The organism is Aliamphritea hakodatensis (assembly GCF_024347195.1).
GTDB classification, from domain to species: Bacteria; Pseudomonadota; Gammaproteobacteria; order Pseudomonadales; family Balneatricaceae; genus Amphritea; species Amphritea hakodatensis.
Map to the genome: position 1 here is coordinate 1,267,459 of NZ_AP025281.1, position 18,286 is coordinate 1,285,744.

The following is an 18,286-nucleotide window of genomic DNA, read 5'->3' on the forward strand; positions in this document are numbered from 1 at the left end:
TGCCCGGTTCAGGGGGGGGTGGCCAGTTCAGAAGGGGGTGTAATATCCAGGTTGGGATCGCTATCCTCCGGGTTGCCGGGCATCACGATTTCGCCTTCATTCTCAGCCGGCGTTGGCTCAGGTTTACTGGCTTCAATTTCTGCAAGTTGCTGTTGCCAGAGAATCAGGTCGTAGTACTGGCGGATGTTTTTAACATAAATAACCGGCTCATAACCTCTGGCGTAGCCGCGCTTCACGGTTTTATAGTATTTGGGTTGGGTCAGTAACGGCAGAAACTGCTTAACATCCTCCCAGATATCCGGATTTTTCCCTGCGCGGCTGGTCAGAATGCGGGCGTCTTCAAGATGGCCATAACCGACGTTGTAAGCTGCCAGTGCAAACCAGATCCGGTCATCCCCCTGAATACGCTCAGGGATTTTTTTCATGACCCGGGTAAGGTATTCCGCGCCACCCAGTACGCTCTGTACCGGGTCGGTACGGTCTTCAACGCCGACCTCTTTTGCCGCAGCGTTGGTGAGCATCATGATCCCTTTAACCCCTGTCGGAGAGACGGCTTTGGGGTTCCAGTGGGATTCCTGATAAGCAATGGCAGCCAGCAGCAGCCAGTCTATATCCGTTTCCTGCTCGGCCATGTAAAAGTACTGCTCAAGCTTACAGAAGCGGGTGTTCAGATCCCGTTTAAAGGTTTCTATATCCACATAGGTAAGGGTGTTTTCCCGGTTAAAGTATTTTTCCTGCAATTCTGCGACCAGTTGTTTGGTTTCCGGTTTTGAGAAAAACACTTCGAGTGCGCTGAGAAGGCTCTGATCATTCTGTTTTGCAACCATCCAGGCAATGGGTTCGGATTTCCCCATGGAGAAGGCTTTTTTCAGCCCGGGAAAAAATGATTTCTGGGCATTAAATACAATATCGTCTGAAATCGTGTAGCGATATTTCTTGTTATACACGCCATCCAGTAATTCAGTGATGCTGCCGGTACTGTTTTCCTGCCAGGTAATATCCGGAAATTCGGTTTTTAGTTTGTGCATGATTTCCGAGTGGCTGCTGTCAGCCAGTACTTCAATGGATTTACCTTCAAGGTCTTTCAGGGAGATCGGCTTTTTCTGTCCCTGGGTAACCCGGTAAATGAGTGTGGGCGTGCTGTAGGCGTAAGGTTGTGCAAAACTGAATTCGGCTTCTCTGGATTCGGTGATGGTCAGGCCGGCGGCAGCAATATGGGCCTTATGATCCTTAATAACCGGGAAAATGTCGCCAAAGCTGTCGGGAATGACCAGTTCAATTTCTACGCCGATTTCATCAGCAAATGCTTTGGCCAGGTCATATTCGAAGCCAGCGGGTTTGCCATCTTTATCGGAAATATAGGTAGTTGGGGTGTTGCGGGTGACGATTTTCAGGACACCTGTTTTCTGAATTGCTTCCAACTGGTTGTCTGTTGTGAGGTTTGCCAGGAACAGCCAGCCGGTGACGGCCAGTATGGCAGCAATAAAGAACACTTCTCTGAGGAAAAAAATTCGCGTTCGCATAATAATAATGGCCCTTATTGATGGCGCCGGAGTGGCGATTTCAGTAAAATGCGGCCTTAGATTTCTCCTACTTCATACATACCTGTTAGGCATACTCAAGAGGCTCGATACTAACATGCTAGTACTGCGTGGAGCGCCTGCTCTTTCTGCTTTTCGTCATGATAAGCTGCTGTCCGTCCTGCAATCCCAAATCAGCCAGGTAACGGCGATTTACGGTGAGTTCATGCATTTTGCTGATCTGCACCAAGACTTGTCTGCACAAGAGCATACAATTTTGGAGCGAATTCTGCGCTATGGCCCTAAAGCTAAAGTGGAAGAGCCTTCAGGTCAATTGGTTTTGGTTGTGCCACGGCCCGGCACGATATCGCCGTGGTCCAGTAAGGCGACGGATATTGCTAAAAACTGCGGCCTGGCGGCGATTAAGCGTCTGGAACGGGGCATTGCCTACTACGTTCAGTCTGAGGCTCCCTTAACGGCAGAGCAACTGGCAGCGGTTGAAGTTGCATTGCACGACCGTATGGTTGAAGCCGTACTGGCTGATGTTTCTGCTGCGGATGTACTGTTCCGCAGTGAAGAACCTGCCCCGCTGACCGTTGTTGATATTATTGACGGTGGCCGCGAAGCACTGGTTGTTGCGAATACTCAGTTGGGTCTGGCACTTGCTGAAGATGAGATTGATTATCTGGTTGCCAGCTTTGTTGAGCTGAAGCGTAACCCGAGCGACGTTGAGCTGATGATGTTTGCCCAGGCGAACTCTGAGCACTGCCGCCACAAGATCTTTAATGCCTCATGGGATATCGATGGTGAAGCGCAGGATAAGTCGCTGTTTGCGATGATTCGCAATACCAATGAGCTGGGTGGCGAGAATATCCTGTCTGCTTACTCCGATAATGCGGCGGTGATGGTCGGCAGTAAAGCGGGCCGTTTCTTCCCGAATCCTGAGACTAAACAGTACCAGGCCAATCAGGAAGATATTCACATCCTGATGAAGGTGGAAACCCATAACCACCCAACGGCGATAGCGCCGCACGCAGGGGCTGCAACTGGTTCCGGTGGTGAGATCCGTGATGAAGGGGCGACCGGTAAGGGCTCCAAGCCAAAAGCGGGCCTGACGGGGTTCACTGTTTCTGATCTTAAAATTCCCGGCTTCGAGCAGCCTTGGGAATCGGATTACGGCAAGCCGGAGCGTATCGTTAGCGCACTGGATATTATGCTGGAAGGCCCGATCGGTGGCGCTGCGTTTAACAATGAATTCGGTCGTCCGGCGCTGAACGGTTATTTCCGTACTTTCGAACAGAAGGTAAACGGTGCGGCCGGCGAAGAAATGCGCGGTTACCACAAGCCAATTATGATTGCCGGCGGTTACGGTAACATTCGTGGTGAGCATGTTGATAAGGGTGAAATTCCTGTTGGCGCAAAACTGATTTGTCTGGGTGGGCCTGCCATGCAGATCGGTCTGGGTGGCGGTGCGGCTTCTTCAATGTCGTCCGGCAGTTCCTCAGAAGATCTGGATTTTGCATCGGTACAGCGTGATAACCCGGAACTGGAGCGCCGTTGTCAGGAAGTTATCGATCAGTGCTGGCAGCTGGGTGATGCTAACCCGGTAGCCTTTATCCACGATGTGGGTGCCGGTGGTCTGTCAAACGCTTTCCCTGAACTGGTGAAAGACGGTGGCCGCGGTGGTGATTTTGAATTGCGTAACGTCAATAATGATGAGCCGGGTATGTCGCCACTGGCTATCTGGTGTAACGAAGCGCAGGAACGTTATGTCATGGCGGTTGAGCCACAGGACATGGCACGTTTTGAAGCAATCTGTGCCCGTGAGCGTTGTCCGTATGCGGTGGTCGGTACTGCAATCGAAGAAAAGCACCTGACCCTGGGTGATACCCACTTCGAAAATAAGCCGGTTGATCTGCCAATGTCTGTGCTGTTCGGCAAGCCACCAAAAATGCACCGCAGCGTAGAACGTGTTGCGTACAGTGTTCCGGCATTCAACAGCGCCGAGATTAATCTGGAAGATGCGGCTGAGCGGGTAATGAAACTGCCGGCGGTAGCGTCCAAGTCTTTCCTGATCACCATTGGTGACCGCTCGATTACCGGTCAGGTTGTCCGTGATCAGATGGTTGGCCCGTGGCAGGTACCGGTGGCTGACTGTGCGGTTACAACGTCTGCTTACGACACCTATGCTGGTGAAGCAATGGCGATGGGTGAACGTACTCCACTGGCACTGGTTGATTCTCCGGCGTCCGGCCGTATGGCGGTGGGTGAAACCGTAACTAACCTGGCGGCTGCACAGATCGGCGATATTATTGATATCAAGCTGTCAGCAAACTGGATGTGTGCTGCCGGTCACCCGGGTGAAGATGAAAAACTCTATGACACCGTGCGTGCGGTGGGCATGGAGCTGTGTCCTGAACTGGGCATTACCATTCCAGTGGGTAAGGACTCTATGTCCATGCGCACGGTCTGGGAAGATGAGGGTGAAGCCAAGTCAATGACAGCGCCTACGTCTCTGATCATTACCGGTTTTGCGCCGGTAACGGATGTACGTAAGACGCTGACGCCACAGCTGAAAACTGATCAGGGTGAAACCGATCTGATCCTGCTGGATCTGGGTAACGGTCAGAACCGTCTGGGCTTGTCTGCACTGGCGCAGGTATATAACGAAGTGGGTCAGGATGTACCGGATGTAGACGATGCTCAGCAGTTGGTTGCTTTCTTCAGCGCCGTTCAAGAGCTGAACAAGCAAGGTCTGCTGCTGGCCTATCATGATCGTGCCGACGGCGGTTTATTCACCACCGTGGCTGAAATGGCATTTGCCGGTCGTACCGGTGTGGATATCAATCTGGATCTGCTGGCTGCCGACAGCTCTGAGTTTGCTGCTGCCCTGTATGCTGAAGAGCTGGGTGCGGTTATTCAGGTTAAACGTGATGATCTGCAAACCGTTCTGACTGAGCTGAATGCTGCCGGTCTGGGTGACTGTGCCAAGGTTATCGGTTCCCTGAATCCGGATAACATGCTGCAGTTCAGCTTTGATGATGAGGCGGTTTACTCTGCTTCCCGTATTCAGCTACAGCGCTGGTGGGCTGAAACCTCCTACCAGATGCAGTCCCTGCGGGATAACTCAGAATGTGCCCAGCAGGAATATGATGTGCTGCTGGATGCTGAAAACCCGGGCCTGAATGCCAAGCTCAGCTTTGATCAGAATGAAGATGTTGCTGCGCAAGTGAATGCATCCGGTGAAAGCCCCCGTGTAGCGATTGTCCGCGAACAGGGCGTTAACGGTCATATCGAAATGGCGGCGGCATTCGACCGTGCCGGCTTTGCTTCTGTGGATGTTCACATGAGCGATATTCTGGAGGGCCGGGTCACGCTGGCAGACTTTAAAGGTCTGGTTGCCTGTGGTGGCTTCTCATACGGTGACGTATTAGGTGCCGGTGAGGGTTGGGCTAAGTCAATCCTGTTTAACACCCGTGCCCGCGAGGAGTTTAAGACCTTCTTTGAACGTGAAGATACATTTGCACTGGGTATCTGTAACGGTTGCCAGATGCTGTCTAATCTTCATGAGCTGATCCCGGGTACAGATCACTGGCCACACTTTGTACGTAACATGTCCGAGCAGTTTGAAGCCCGTGTTGCCATGGTTGAGGTGCAGGACACGCCGTCTGTATTCCTGAAAGGTATGGAAGGATCTCAGATGCCGATCGCAATTGCCCACGGTGAAGGCCGTGCTGAGTTTGCTGATCAGACACACTTTGACAATCTGAACGGTTCTGCGGCGGTTGCGCTGCGGTATGTGGATAACTATGGTCAGGTAACTGAGCAATACCCGGCAAACCCGAACGGTTCTCCGGCCGGTATCGGCGGTGTGACCAGCAAGGATGGCCGTGTAACCATTATGATGCCACACCCTGAACGGGTTTTCCGTAGCGTAACCAACAGCTGGGCGCCGGATGAGTGGCAGGAAGACGGTGCCTGGATGCGGATGTTCCGTAACGCCCGTGTCTGGGTCGGTTAAGCTAAATTTTAGCGGCTGATATTAAAAGCCCCGTACCTTAACCGGTACGGGGTTTTTTTATGTCTTTTTGAGGTGGGATGTCAGTTTTTTCTCAGGAGTCAGTACAAAGGGGGTGGAAGTGTTTTTTTCAGCATTAAAAAAGCCCTGTAACCTCGCGGCTACAGGGCTTTTTCTAAAAGGCTGATCAGAGGGTTTTCTCAGCGCTGATTTTCCAGCTGCGGTTGTCCCGGGAGAAGATCAGAGACTTGTAGATATTGTCCTGGAAGCTGTTGGAAGTGTAGTCCTGCAGGAACACAACCCGGACACGACCGTCGGGCAGGGCGCTCATGGTGACATCTGAAACGCCGACCCGAATGAAGGTGGGTTTGCTGAGGCGAATATTACGGGTATTACGCCATGTGCGGTTGCTGGTTTTGCTGTTCGGCCGATAGTCAGACACATAATGGCTCAGGTAGTCCTGAACGTTCTGATCAGACCAGGCTCTGGCCCAGCCGTTCAGTGCCTGATTCAGTTCCTGCTGGATAGCCGGGCTCAGCTCGGTATTGTTCTGCGCAGCACTTTTGGCCAGCGCAACGGTCGTGGCTGCTGTCGGTTCCGGCAGCGGGGTTGCCGGCGCTGTCAGTGTATCAGTCTGCTGTGAAGCAGTGGCTGTGACAGGCGCTTCAATAACCGGACGCGGGGCGGCATCTTCAGGAAGCCGTTCTTCTATCTCGAGCGGTTTATCTGCTGCGGGTGCCGGTGCTGGTGCAGGCGCCGGCTCTGCCTGTGCGGTGACAGGGCTTACCGATGCCAGCAGGGTCGGGTCAACATTGTTGGTGGGTGAGAAGATGTTGCCACCGACAGGGCGTGCCAGATATACCTGATCAAGGGTGGCCAGCTGTGGCGGGGCGATTTTCTCTTTACTGTCCAGGTCCAGGGCGCGGTTATATGCCTGATTAGCCAGGTTGGCATAAATGGCTTTCAGATTTTGCTGTACCTGGGCATAACTTGGATGGGTATTGAATGCCTGCAACAGAGTAGCAACAGCTTTGTCGTTGTTACCGCGCAGGGCATAGATAGTGGCCAGGTTGTTATAGGCTTCAGGGGCGTCCGGATAAATGCCGATCAGCTTATTGAAAACGTCTTCAGCCGCCTGAAGTTTGTTGCGCTTGATCAGTGCGGTGCCATAGAGCAGCCAGGCGTTAGCATCTTTAGGGTTATCGTTCAGATAAGCATTGATCTGGTTAAATGCCTGGGTATTTTTACCGGCATCCTGCAAATCACGGGCACGCTGCAGCTCGGTAGCCAGTAGCTGTGAATTGTATTCCAGCTTGGTTTGCAGTTCAGCGTTTTGGCTGGCGGCTGACACCGCGTTGTTTGCGGAGGCTGTTTTGCCAGCGGACTCGTTGTCCAGCCAGCGCTGAAGCTGATCCAGCTTAGCGTTAATGTCTGCGCTGTTGGTGTTTTGCTGGCCGGGCTTGGAACAGTCAAATTCATTTTGTGCGCCTGAATTCAAGCAGAATGCATCTGATTCCTGCGCTGCTAATGCAGAGGTCGCGCATGCCATGCCAAGGGATATTGCCAGTGTCAGAGGTTTCAGAAGCGTGCCAGACTGTGTTGCCATAAGTTATGATCCGAAGATTGCCCGAACAGCAGAAGAGCTGCTGTAAATTAATTCCAGGTACCCGGCGAACGGGTCCGACGATTATAGCTTGAATCTTTGCAAGGGTAAGCCCTGTAAGTCATCAGAAGGGTAAAAAATATTCTTTGCGCTGAGCGGTCATAAAAAATGGCGCAGATCCCGGGGGATGTGCGCCATTGTAATGATCATGCTGGGTTAGCCGTTTTCTCTGGCAATTGCCCGGTAGGCAATGTCATCACGGTAGTAAACACCTTTCCAGTCGATCATTTTAGTCAGTGTATACGCTAACTGCTGGGCTTCGGTTACGCTGTTCCCCAGTGCTGCTGCGCACAGTACACGGCCTCCGCTGGTGACGATCTCACCGTCCTTTTCGCTGGTGCCGGCGTGGAATACTTTGCTGTCAGCAGGAGCCTCTGCAGGCAGGCTGATGGCATCGCCTTTCGGATAGCTGCCAGGGTAGCCGTCGGCTGCCAGTACCACACCCACTGCGCAGCGCGGGTCCCAGTCAGCGGTTGTGCTGTCCAGTTTGCCGTCCAGCGCGGCGTTAGCCAGTTCAACAATGCTGGATTTAAGGCGCATCATAATTGGCTGGGTTTCAGGATCACCGAAGCGGCAATTATATTCAATTACCTTCGGTGTGCCGTCGGCGGCAATCATCAGGCCTGCATAGAGGAAGCCAACATAGGTATTGCCTTCTTCAGCCATGCCGTTAACGGTTGGCGTGATGACTTCATCCATAATCCGGTTGTGAATATCAGCGGTGACGACCGGTGCCGGGGAGTAAGCACCCATTCCGCCGGTATTCGGGCCGGTATCACCGTTGGCAGCGCGCTTATGGTCCTGGCTGGTGGCCATTGGTAAAACGTTTTTGCCGTCGACCATGACGATGAAGCTGGCTTCTTCGCCTTCCAGGAATTCTTCGATGACAACGCGGTGGCCGGCTTCGCCGAAGGCATTACCTGCCAGCATGTCGCGGATGGCTGCTTCGGCTTCTTCCAGGGTCATTGCGACAATGACGCCTTTACCCGCAGCCAGGCCGTCCGCCTTGATGACGATCGGTGCACCCTGTTCGCGCACATACGTGATTGCCGGGTCAATTTCAGTGAAGTTTTTGTAAGCGCCGGTAGGAATCTTATGGCGTTCCAGAAAGTCCTTGGTGAAAGCTTTTGAGCCTTCCAGCTGGGCAGCGCCTTTGCTCGGGCCAAAGCAGCGCAGACCTTCGCTTTCAAACCGGTCAACGATGCCTTCAACCAGCGGGGCTTCAGGGCCAACAATGGTCAGGGCAATCTGATTGTTTTTGGCAAAGTCGATCAGAGCATCCTGATCCATAACGTCAATTGCGACGTTTTCCAGTTTGGCTTCCAGAGCGCAGCCAGCGTTGCCCGGCGCAACAAATACTTTGCTGACGTTGTCATCCTGAGCGGCCTGCCAGGCAAGAGCATGTTCCCGACCACCGGAACCAATGACTAAGATTTGCATAATTTTTTCTGCCTATAAAAACGGTTCAGCCGGCGCAGGCCGGCTGAAGGTATAACTGATTAGTGACGGAAATGGCGCATGCCTGTGAAGACCATGGCGATGCCATGCTCATCGGCGGCGGCGATGATTTCCTGGTCGCGCATTGAACCGCCGGGCTGAATGATTGCAGAGATACCTGCAGCAGCCGCGGCATCAATGCCGTCGCGGAATGGAAAGAAGGCATCAGAGGCCATTACTGAGCCCGGTACAACCAGGCCTTCATCCGCCGCTTTAATGCCGGCGATCTTAGCACTGTATACGCGGCTCATCTGGCCGGCGCCAATGCCGATTGTCTGGCCGTCTTTGGCGTAGACAATGGCGTTGGATTTAACAAATTTTGCCACTTCCCAGCAGAACAGAAGGTCGCGCATTTGCTGTTCGTCCGGCTGTTTCTGGGTGACGATTTTAAGATCAGCAGCGCTGACCATGCCCAGATCCTGATCCTGAACCAGCAGACCGCCGTTAACACGCTTGTAATCAAAGCGCTGCGCACGTTCCGTGGTCCATTCGCCGCAGGCCAGCAGGCGTACGTTTGGTTTACCGGCAACGATGTCAGACGCTTCCTGAGTCACAGACGGTGCAATGATGACTTCAACGAACTGACGGTCGATGATGGCCTTGGCGGTGGTTGCATCCAGTTCGCGGTTGAATGCGATGATGCCGCCAAATGCAGAGGTCGGGTCCGTCAGGTAGGCTTTGTTGTAAGCTTCCAGCAAGTCAGCGCCGATTGCTACACCGCAAGGGTTAGCATGCTTGACGATAACACAGGCTGCTTCGGCGAAAGGCTTCACGCATTCCAGTGCCGCGTCAGTGTCGGCCACATTGTTAAAGGAGAGTTCTTTACCCTGCAGCTGGCGTGCAGTGGCGACGCTGGCTTCCGTCGGGTTTGGCTCAACATAGAAGGCGGCGCGCTGGTGTGGGTTCTCGCCGTAACGCATTTCCTGGGCCTTAACAAACTGGGTGTTAAAGGTACGTGGGAAAGCCGCTGGTGCGTCTTCGCTACCATCGGTAATTGCGCCCAGGTAGTTAGCAATCATGCCGTCGTAAGCTGCGGTATGTTCAAATGCCTGTACTGCCAGATCGAAACGGGTTGCATGGCTCAGCCCCTGATTCTCATCCAGTTCAGCAATGATGCGCTGGTAGTTATCCGCGCTGACAACAATTGCCACATCTTTATGGTTTTTAGCGGCAGAGCGAACCATTGTCGGGCCGCCAATGTCGATATTTTCAATCGCCAGTGGCAGATCACAGTCCGGACGGGCGATGGTTTGCTCGAACGGATACAGATTAACAACAACCATGTCGATCGGGTTAATGCCGTGCTCTTCCATAATACCGTCGTCGGTACCGCGGCGGCCAAGGATGCCCCCGTGTACTTTCGGGTGCAGAGTCTTTACCCGACCGTCCATCATTTCAGGAAAACCGGTGTAGTCAGATACTTCAACCGCAGGGATCTGGTTGTCTTGCAGTAGCTTGTAGGTGCCGCCGGTAGAAAGGATTTCAACGCCGCGCTGACTCAAAGCCTGGGCGAATTCAACGATACCGGTTTTGTCAGATACGCTGATCAGCGCGCGACGAACCGGGGTATTTTTTTGCTCTGCCATGGTTGTTTATCTTCGATGGTTAAGGTTAGACGGGGGATTTACAGAAGACCGTATTGTTTCAGCTTCTTACGCAGGGTACCACGGTTGAGGCCGAGTACTTCTGATGCTTTGGTCTGGTTATCCTTGGTGTAAGTCATCACTGCTTCAAACAGTGGCGCTTCGATTTCCGACAGAACCATCTGATAGACATCTGTTACCGGCTGACCATCGAGTTGATGGAAGTAGTCCGATAAAGATGTTTCCACACTGTCACGCAGGGTGCGGTGTGAACTTTCAGTGGGCAGTTCTGAGGTAAACGGCTGAGTATGTGTATTGTTTTCCACGGTATGTCGGTATCCAAATCTGCAACAGGTCAGGCCGCTGCACTTGCACTGGCAAGTTCAGCAAAGTAGGCCTTAATCGCATCACGCTGCTGCGAACATGTTTCTAGTGAGTTAAAAGCTTTACGGAAGTCAGCGCCACCGGGTTTGTCTTTGAGGTACCAGCCTACGTGTTTACGTGCTATGCGAATACCCAGATATTCTTCATAGAAAGCGTAAAGCGCACTCAGGTGCTCTAACAGGGTGTCTCTGACTTCATTCCCTTCCGGAGGGGGTAATTCATTTCCAGTCGCAAGGTAGTGATTTATTTCCCGAAAAATCCACGGATTTCCCTGTGCGGCACGGCCAACCATGACGGCATCGGCACCGGTAAAGTTAAGCACTTCGCCGGCCCGTTGCGGGGTGGTAATGTCACCGTTGGCAAACAGGGGAATATCAATGCTCTGACGGATGGCTGCAATGGTGTTGTATTCAACCTCACCTTTATAGCCGCAGCTGCGGGTACGGCCGTGTACGGCCAGTGCCTGAATGCCTGCGTCCTCTGCAATCCGTGCAATGGTTGTGCCGTTGCGGTTGTCCGACGACCATCCGGTGCGGATTTTAAGTGTCACCGGCACATCAACGGCGGCGACTGTGGTTTCAAGAATATCGCGCACCAGTTGTTCGTCTTTCAGCAGCGCTGATCCGGCAGCTTTGTTACAGACCTTTTTTGCCGGGCAACCCATATTGATGTCAATGATATGAGCACCGTTGGCAACATTAAGCCGGGCAGCATCTGCCATCATTTGCGGATCACCGCCGGCAATCTGTACAACCCGGAGGGGGTCATTTTTATCGTACTGCAGACGAAGGCTTGATTTGCGGGTATTCCACAGCCGGGTATCGGAGGTGACCATTTCGGAAGCCGCCATCCCCGCTCCTAACTGTTTACACAGTTGCCGGAACGGTAGGTCAGTGACGCCTGCCATTGGTGCCAGGATGACCTGACTGTCAATGGTATGGTTTCCGATCTGAAACATCTGCCAACCCTGAACCTGAAAGAAATAGCATTACCCTGACTGCGTGCAGTCGCGGGTTTCGTGCTGTCTGGAAGGCGGACAATAATACCTTTATGTGGCAGGCGGGCCAAGCAGTTTTTGATGCTTTTTTAACCGTTTATGGTGTTGCAAAGCAGCAAAAAATACGCTTACAGCCGACGGTTTGTCAGGCTGGAGGGGTGCAGGCTGACTTCATAGCCCACTGCAGCACGTCCGGGATTGAGAACATCCAGGTGGACCTGGATGCTGTGTTCGAGCGGCATTCCTGAGGCGTCCAGAGACACTGAATTCAGGTATTCAGCCGGCTGGAATGTCCGTCGGTTGATGATGCTGCCGTTACGGTCGGAAAATGCCAGTCTGATGGCCGGGAAGGCCTGTTCAAATGCCGCCTTATTTCTCAGCAACATACTGATTGTTATCACACCCTGATAGTCCTTGTGCTCCTGCACAATTAACTGCTCGGTTATGATGTCCGGTACATTCTCCGGCACGGCTAACCGGCAGTCGATCTGTTCGCAGACAGGTTTGTAGAGTTTGGTCAGCGCTGGCTGGCGAATCAGGTCGTTACGTTCGAACCACATGAACTGTAGCAGCAGGCAGCTCAGTGCCAGGAAGATAATCAGTGCCTGTGAAAGGGTTTTGCCCGGTGGCTGATGTGTCGCCCGGATCATGACCGGTTCTGTCTGTTGAGGGACGAAGTCGCTGTCTTTATCTTCGGTGTCGGGGTGAAGTGCCAGAATGCTGCTGTGCTCAACGGGTGCTGAAGCGGTAACGGGCTGTGGTGCAGGTGCCGGGTCCGTCGCCGTCAGGGGGTTGCTGGCATTGCGTAACAGCTCCTGCAGTTTTTTTTCAGCCGGGTTCAGGTAGCCGTGTTCCTGGTCTCTGGCCTGATAGCTGGTTTGGTGGCGGTGCAGCGCCTGCCGGATTTTCTCGGTCTGCGCGCTTTCATCTGCCGAACGGGTGTCTTTTAAGGGCGCGGCGTGTGTCTGCTGCGGGCTATCCTGAACACCGGCGGTCGCTGTTTTTCCGGACGGCTCAGGTTGTGAAGGCTGTTTGCCCTCTTGTTGTGTACTGGCAGATTGTTGTTTGCGCTCTGGGCCCGGGGGCTGAGAATGGTTTTGTTCGGCAGGGCTTGCCCGATCGTTGTTTGCCGGCGTGTCTGGCTGCGGCTGGACGGATTTGGCTTGCCTTATATGCAGGCTGACCGGCAGTTCTGAAACAGGCGTTGTTGCTGTCGCCAAAGGTTGTTCTGGCGTTGCGGCTTCCTTTTGTCCGGATGAGTCGGTTGTGACTTTTTTGGGGCTGCTGTTAAACAGTGCCTGCACCGGCTGGTCAAGGTCTAGAGGCTGTGGTGTTTCCGGCTGTACAGGTTTGCGGGCCGGAATAAAGGCTTTGGGAATTGCCGGACGCGACGACGGTTTTTCCTGAGCCGGTGCTACAACGGAGGACTGGGTGGCCGGTTCCGGTGTTTTTGCCGGTTTGGGCTCAGGTACTTTGCACAGTTCAGCATTAAATACTTCCAGACAGGTACCGCACCGTACCTTGCCGTGGGCTATTTTTAATTGTCCGGCGGTAACCTGAAAGCGAGCTTTACAGGCCGGACATGCTGTAATCAGGCGCTGCTGCTTCACGGTTTATCGCTTAATTCCGGTAATGCGGATCCAGCCTTCGCGTTCGCTGACCGGGTCCAGAATAAAGTCGTTGCCGTAGGCTGCCCGGATTTCTTCTTCCTGATGGGCCAGTAAGCCGGATAAAACCAGTTGTCCGCCGCTGCGGGTGTGTTTGCTGAGTGTTGGCGCGAGTTCGACCAGCGGACCAGCCAGAATATTGGCAACCAGTACGTCTGCTTCGTGTTCCGGGGTTTGTTCCGGTAAATAAACCTGCATACGGTCTTCGGTCAGGCCGTTACGGTTCAGGTTATCCTTGCTGGCTGTAAGCGCCTGTACGTCGATATCGACAGCGGTAACACGGGTAGCACCCAGCAGCAGAGTTGCAATTCCCAGAATGCCGGAGCCGCAGCCGTAATCGGTGACCTGTTTGTCATTCAGTTCCAGGCCGTCAAGGAATTCCAGGCACAGCGCGGTTGTTGGGTGGGTACCGGTGCCAAATGCCAGGCCCGGATCGAGCATCAGGTTGACTGCCTGTGGGTCAGGCACGTCTTTCCAGCTCGGGCAGACCCATAAGCGTTTGCCAAACTGCATTGGCTGGTAGTTGTCCATCCATTCCCGTTCCCAGTCCTTGTCTTCCAGAATTTCTGTCTTGCAGGTTGGAAATTCGCGGTCAGGAAACTGATCCTTATGTGCCTGCTGCAGAAAGTTCAGGGTTGCGTCCAGATCATGATCGGCTGAAAACAAACCGGTCAGTACTGTGTTGCTCCACAGGGGTGTAGTGCCCAGATCAGGTTCGAAGATTGGCTGGTCGGCCTGATCAGTAAAGGTAACCGCAGCGCAGCCGGCTGCCAGTAAAAGATCTTCGTAAGGTTCGGCGTTCTCAGGGGAAACATCCAGTTTGATCTGCAACCATGGCATGACGGGTCTTCCTGTATTCGGGTAAGCGGTACCGGTAAGCATATAGTATGGGCTTTAACCGTTACAGCTCAGTTACCTGGGGTGATGCGGTGCGCTGACCGTCATTCGGCGGATATCGCCTGGGGAGGTAACCGGGTTAATGCGTAAAACTGCAGGCAGCGGGTGTCCGCTGCCTGCATATACCGGGATCAGTCGAGTCCCAGTTTCTTTTCCAGATAGTGGATGTTAACCCCGCCTTCAGCGAAGTTCGCATCGCGGACAATATCCTGGTGCAGCGGAATGTTGCTCCTGATACCGTCGATCAGCATTTCATCCAGCGCGATTTCCATACGGCGCAGGGCCACTTCACGGGAATCTCCATAGGTGATCAGTTTAGCGATCAGAGAGTCGTAATGTGGTGGTACGCTGTAACCGCTGTACAGGTGAGAGTCTACGCGCACACCAATGCCGCCCGGGGCATGGAAGTGGGTGATCTTACCAGGGCTTGGCATAAAGGTGACCGGATCTTCTGCGTTGATACGGCATTCCACTGAGTGACCTTTCAGCTCGATATCTTCCTGCTTAATGGTCAGTGGCAGGCCAGAAGCAATGCGCAGCTGTTCTTTTACGATATCCACACCGGTTACCATCTCTGATACCGGGTGTTCTACCTGAACACGGGTGTTCATTTCAATGAAGTAGAAACCGCCGTTCTCGTACAGGAATTCGAACGTACCGGCGCCGCGGTAGTTGATTTCCAGACAGGCGTCGACACAGCTCTGCAGTACCTGAGCGCGGGCTTCCGGATCCAGGTGCGGAGCAGGTGCTTCTTCAACTACTTTCTGGTGACGGCGCTGCAAGGAGCAGTCGCGATCGTACAGATGAATTGCATTGCCCTGGCCATCAGACAGAACCTGAACTTCAACGTGACGTGGGTTTTCAAGGAATTTCTCCATGTAAACCGTATCATCACCGAAGGCGGCTTTGGCTTCAGCTTTAGTGACGTAAATAGCATTCAGCAGGTGCGCTTCGTTGTGAACAACACGCATACCGCGACCGCCACCACCGGCAGCAGCCTTGATGATTACCGGATAACCGATACGGCGTCCGATCGCCAGCACTTCTTCGCTGTCTTCCGGCAGTTCGCCGTCAGAACCCGGTACAGTCGGTACGCCGGCTTTCTGCATGGCTTCGATAGCTGATACCTTGTCACCCATCAGGCGAATAGTTTCAGCTTTGGGGCCGATGAATGCAAAACCGCTCTGTTCAGCACGTTCTGCGAAATCAGCGTTTTCTGCCAGGAAGCCGTAACCCGGGTGAATACCGGTAGAGTCGGTGACTTCAGCAGCGGCAATGATAGCCGGAATATTCAGATAGCTTTGCGGTGACGGAGCAGGGCCGATACAAACGGCTTCGTCCGCCAGGCGAACATGCATCAGGTCACGGTCTGCGGTGGAATGGATAGCAACAGTTTTGATGCCCAGTTCCTTGCAGGCCCGCAGGATACGCAAAGCGATCTCGCCACGGTTGGCAATGACTACTTTTTCTAACATATTGTTAAGATCCTGTGGCTGATTTATACGATGGTCACCAGAGGCTGATCGAATTCAACAGGCTGGCCGTCTTCAACCAGAATGGCTTCAACAACACCGGACTTGTCTGCTTCGATCTGGTTCATCATTTTCATTGCTTCTACGATGCAGACAGGGTCGCCAGCCTTAACGGTAGAGCCTACTTCAACGAATGCAGGAGACGTTGGAGACGGAGAGCGGTAAAAAGTACCTACCATTGGCGATTTAAGTGCATTGTCGTTGCTTGGTGCGGCAGCAACCGGCGCAGGCGCGGCGGCAGGTGCAGCAGCAACAGGTGCGGCAGGTGCAACAGCAACAGGTGCAGCAGCAACCGGGGCAGCAACCAGGTTAGAACCGCGGCTGATGCGTACGGATTCTTCACCTTCTTTGATTTCAATTTCGTTGATGTTTGATTCTTCCAGCAACTCGATCAGTTTTTTTACTTTGCGAATATCCATGCTAATGCAGTGCTCTATTTAGTAAATTCAGATGATTAGGGTTTTTCCAGACGGCTGATGGCCGACTGCAGTGCTAATTCGTATCCCTGGGTGCCCAGACCGCAGATAACGCCAACAGCTACATCAGATAGATACGAGTGGCTGCGAAAAGTTTCTCTGGCGTGTACATTCGAAATGTGAATTTCGATGAAGGGAATTGCGACCCCCAGCAGCGCATCACGTAAAGCCACACTGGTGTGGGTGAAAGCCGCCGGGTTAATAATAATGAAGTCTGTCTGTTCGTCGCGGGCCTGGTGAATCTGGTCAATCAGAACGTGTTCAGCATTGCTTTGCAGAGATTCCAGCTGGTGGCCGCTCTGCAGGGCAAGTGACTGTAAACGCACGTTGATGTCCTGGAGTGTGGTGGTACCGTATACCTCAGGTTCCCGGGTGCCGAGAAGGTTAAGGTTGGGACCGTTCAGAACAAGGATTTTAGCCATTAAATTGCCTTAGTGACGCGTTATTCAGACTTCAAAAGCGTTCAGGGTTGGGGTTCCGGACCCCTTAAGACTGGCTAGTGTGCCGGAAAAGAATGGGGCTGTAAACAGTTCCTGTATTTATTGTGTTTTGTCTGCCAGTTTGCAGAAGTTGTCAGTGCTTTCTGTACATTATTTGACTAGTTGACTGGTTCCGGCGGGCAGTTAAGGCCCTGTTTATACAGATAGAGTTAAGCCTCATGCTGTAAATTTCTGACCGGGTGGACAATTTATGCTGCCGACAGCGTTTAGAGGTGCCTGCCGGTTAACGTTAATAAATGTTAAGGAACATTGACCCGGTGTCGGATATCATAGATATTGCGCGCGATAACGCGACTTATTAAGAGGGCTTCAGGATGGAATGGTTACAGCGGACGTGGTTACGTCTGTGGGATAATATGACCGCAGTTACACTGGGTATCAAAGGCGTTGGGGTCGTTATAGCGGCTCTGGTAGTGTATCTGGTTGTCGCGACCGGTGTAGGAATGTACTGGAGCCTTGAGCCTGCCCCGTTCGATGTGCGCTCCGAAGTGACAGAAGATGGTCAGGCACCGGTTGTGGGCACAGCTACCCTGAATGCGCTGGTGGGAATTACCGAAGTGTTGCTCGATAAGCCGGGCGGATACTTATACAACGACCGTATGCCGCCGGGACTCTGGCTGGATAACATTCCCAACTGGGAGTTCGGTGTGCTGGTTCAGGCGCGGGATATGGCCCGGGCATTACGTAAGGATTTCAGCCGTTCTCAGTCCCAGTCCACAGAAGATCCTGATCTGATTGAAGCTGAGCCGCTGCTACATTTTGACAATAACAGCTGGTTGCTGCCTGCGACGGAATCTGAATACCGTAAAGCCGTAAAAGCACTGTTAGGGTACGAGGCGCGTCTGGCACGTAACGATGATGCTGCACAGTTCTATGCCCGTGCGGATAACCTGCGGGGCTGGCTTGCGGATGTATCTACCCGGCTGGGCAGCCTGTCACAGCGTTTAAGTGCCAGTGTCGGGCAGAAGCGTGTGAACACGGATCTGGCCGGAGATAATGAGGCACGTCAGTCGACTGCAGCAGCAGGCGAACTGGAAATCAAAACGCCGTGGATGGAAATCGATGATGTCTTTTATGAGGCCCGCGGTACGTCCTGGGCGCTGATTCATTTGCTGAAAGCTGTGGAGCAGGACTTTGCGCCGGCGCTTGAAAAGAAAAATGCACTGATCAGTCTGCGCCAGATTATCCGTGAACTGGAGGCAACCCAGTCAACAATCTGGAGTCCGGTTATCCTGAACGGTACAGAGTTCGGTTTCCTGTCGAATCACTCACTGGTCATGGCGTCTTATATTTCCCGGGCGAATGCGGCGATCATTGATTTACGTGATTTGTTATCTCAGGGATAACATAACTTCTGTACTCTGTTCTGTGTCACGGTGATGTGCTGCAGAATCGACTATCCTTAAAGCCGGCTTATTTAACAGCCGGCTTTTTTGTTTTGATCTGACGGTAAAATTCTGACTAATTGGTAAGACATTTGCTGCATTTGTCAGTATCATGCCCGGCTAATTAATGTTACCTGTTTGCTGACTGATAAAGCGCGCCAGTTTTT

The 18,286-nt window shown here is 53.0% G+C and carries 13 protein-coding genes; 2 read left to right on the top strand and 11 right to left on the bottom strand.

Annotation, left to right across the window (positions count from 1 at the left end):
- Positions 1-8: 8 nt before the first annotated feature.
- Positions 9-1,523, bottom strand: a complete 1,515-nt coding sequence (gene mltF, locus PCI15_RS05790) for a membrane-bound lytic murein transglycosylase MltF (protein ID WP_271273405.1) — start codon at positions 1,521-1,523, stop codon at positions 9-11.
- 115 nt (positions 1,524-1,638) lie between these two features.
- Between mltF and purL the strand changes: the two genes are divergently transcribed.
- Positions 1,639-5,541 (top strand): phosphoribosylformylglycinamidine synthase, encoded by a 3,903-nt coding sequence (gene purL, locus PCI15_RS05795; protein ID WP_271273406.1) that lies wholly within the window; start codon positions 1,639-1,641, stop codon positions 5,539-5,541.
- 184 nt (positions 5,542-5,725) lie between these two features.
- On the opposite strand, the gene PCI15_RS05800 is transcribed toward purL, so the two are convergent.
- From PCI15_RS05800 to aroQ, 10 genes are all read right to left on the bottom strand, one after another.
- On the bottom strand, positions 5,726-7,144 hold the full coding sequence (locus PCI15_RS05800) for a tetratricopeptide repeat protein (protein WP_271273407.1): 1,419 nt from the start codon (positions 7,142-7,144) through the stop codon (positions 5,726-5,728).
- Between the two features lie 213 nt (positions 7,145-7,357).
- Positions 7,358-8,641 carry a phosphoribosylamine--glycine ligase gene (purD, locus tag PCI15_RS05805; RefSeq protein ID WP_271273408.1) on the bottom strand — a complete coding sequence of 428 codons (1,284 nt, stop codon included), beginning with the start codon at positions 8,639-8,641 and terminating at the stop codon, positions 7,358-7,360.
- A 59-nt stretch (positions 8,642-8,700) separates the two neighbouring features.
- Positions 8,701-10,284: a bifunctional phosphoribosylaminoimidazolecarboxamide formyltransferase/IMP cyclohydrolase gene (gene purH, locus PCI15_RS05810; protein WP_271273409.1), complete on the bottom strand. Its 1,584-nt coding sequence runs from the start codon at positions 10,282-10,284 to the stop codon at positions 8,701-8,703.
- Between the two features lie 38 nt (positions 10,285-10,322).
- On the bottom strand, positions 10,323-10,607 hold the full coding sequence (gene fis, locus PCI15_RS05815) for a DNA-binding transcriptional regulator Fis (RefSeq protein WP_205659734.1): 285 nt from the start codon (positions 10,605-10,607) through the stop codon (positions 10,323-10,325).
- A 29-nt stretch (positions 10,608-10,636) separates the two neighbouring features.
- A complete protein-coding gene (gene dusB, locus PCI15_RS05820) occupies positions 10,637-11,623 on the bottom strand; it encodes a tRNA dihydrouridine synthase DusB (protein ID WP_271273410.1) in 987 nt (328 codons plus the stop codon).
- A 167-nt stretch (positions 11,624-11,790) separates the two neighbouring features.
- On the bottom strand, positions 11,791-13,272 hold the full coding sequence (locus PCI15_RS05825; RefSeq protein WP_271273411.1) for a DUF3426 domain-containing protein: 1,482 nt from the start codon (positions 13,270-13,272) through the stop codon (positions 11,791-11,793).
- Between the two features lie 3 nt (positions 13,273-13,275).
- Positions 13,276-14,169 (bottom strand): 50S ribosomal protein L11 methyltransferase, encoded by an 894-nt coding sequence (gene prmA, locus PCI15_RS05830; RefSeq protein WP_271273412.1) that lies wholly within the window; start codon positions 14,167-14,169, stop codon positions 13,276-13,278.
- 188 nt (positions 14,170-14,357) lie between these two features.
- Positions 14,358-15,701, bottom strand: coding sequence for an acetyl-CoA carboxylase biotin carboxylase subunit (gene accC / locus PCI15_RS05835; RefSeq protein ID WP_271273413.1), 1,344 nt, complete (start codon positions 15,699-15,701; stop codon positions 14,358-14,360).
- Positions 15,702-15,724: 23 nt separating this feature from the next.
- A complete protein-coding gene (gene accB / locus PCI15_RS05840; protein WP_271273414.1) occupies positions 15,725-16,177 on the bottom strand; it encodes an acetyl-CoA carboxylase biotin carboxyl carrier protein in 453 nt (150 codons plus the stop codon).
- A 35-nt stretch (positions 16,178-16,212) separates the two neighbouring features.
- Positions 16,213-16,656, bottom strand: coding sequence for a type II 3-dehydroquinate dehydratase (gene aroQ / locus PCI15_RS05845; protein WP_271273415.1), 444 nt, complete (start codon positions 16,654-16,656; stop codon positions 16,213-16,215).
- A gap of 392 nt (positions 16,657-17,048) precedes the next feature.
- Between aroQ and PCI15_RS05850 the strand changes: the two genes are divergently transcribed.
- Positions 17,049-18,080 (top strand): DUF2333 family protein, encoded by a 1,032-nt coding sequence (locus PCI15_RS05850; protein ID WP_271273416.1) that lies wholly within the window; start codon positions 17,049-17,051, stop codon positions 18,078-18,080.
- Positions 18,081-18,286: the final 206 nt, after the last annotated feature.

Coding starts and splice junctions, on each gene's coding strand:
- dusB (WP_271273410.1), bottom strand. CDS start 11,623: ATGTTTCAGATCGGAAACCATACCATTGACAGTCAGGTCATCCTGGCA.
- mltF (WP_271273405.1), bottom strand. CDS start 1,523: ATGCGAACGCGAATTTTTTTCCTCAGAGAAGTGTTCTTTATTGCTGCC.
- purD (WP_271273408.1), bottom strand. CDS start 8,641: ATGCAAATCTTAGTCATTGGTTCCGGTGGTCGGGAACATGCTCTTGCC.
- purL (WP_271273406.1), top strand. CDS start 1,639: ATGCTAGTACTGCGTGGAGCGCCTGCTCTTTCTGCTTTTCGTCATGAT.
- purH (WP_271273409.1), bottom strand. CDS start 10,284: ATGGCAGAGCAAAAAAATACCCCGGTTCGTCGCGCGCTGATCAGCGTA.
- accC (WP_271273413.1), bottom strand. CDS start 15,701: ATGTTAGAAAAAGTAGTCATTGCCAACCGTGGCGAGATCGCTTTGCGT.
- aroQ (WP_271273415.1), bottom strand. CDS start 16,656: ATGGCTAAAATCCTTGTTCTGAACGGTCCCAACCTTAACCTTCTCGGC.
- PCI15_RS05850 (WP_271273416.1), top strand. CDS start 17,049: ATGGAATGGTTACAGCGGACGTGGTTACGTCTGTGGGATAATATGACC.
- prmA (WP_271273412.1), bottom strand. CDS start 14,169: ATGCCATGGTTGCAGATCAAACTGGATGTTTCCCCTGAGAACGCCGAA.
- accB (WP_271273414.1), bottom strand. CDS start 16,177: ATGGATATTCGCAAAGTAAAAAAACTGATCGAGTTGCTGGAAGAATCA.
- PCI15_RS05800 (WP_271273407.1), bottom strand. CDS start 7,144: ATGGCAACACAGTCTGGCACGCTTCTGAAACCTCTGACACTGGCAATA.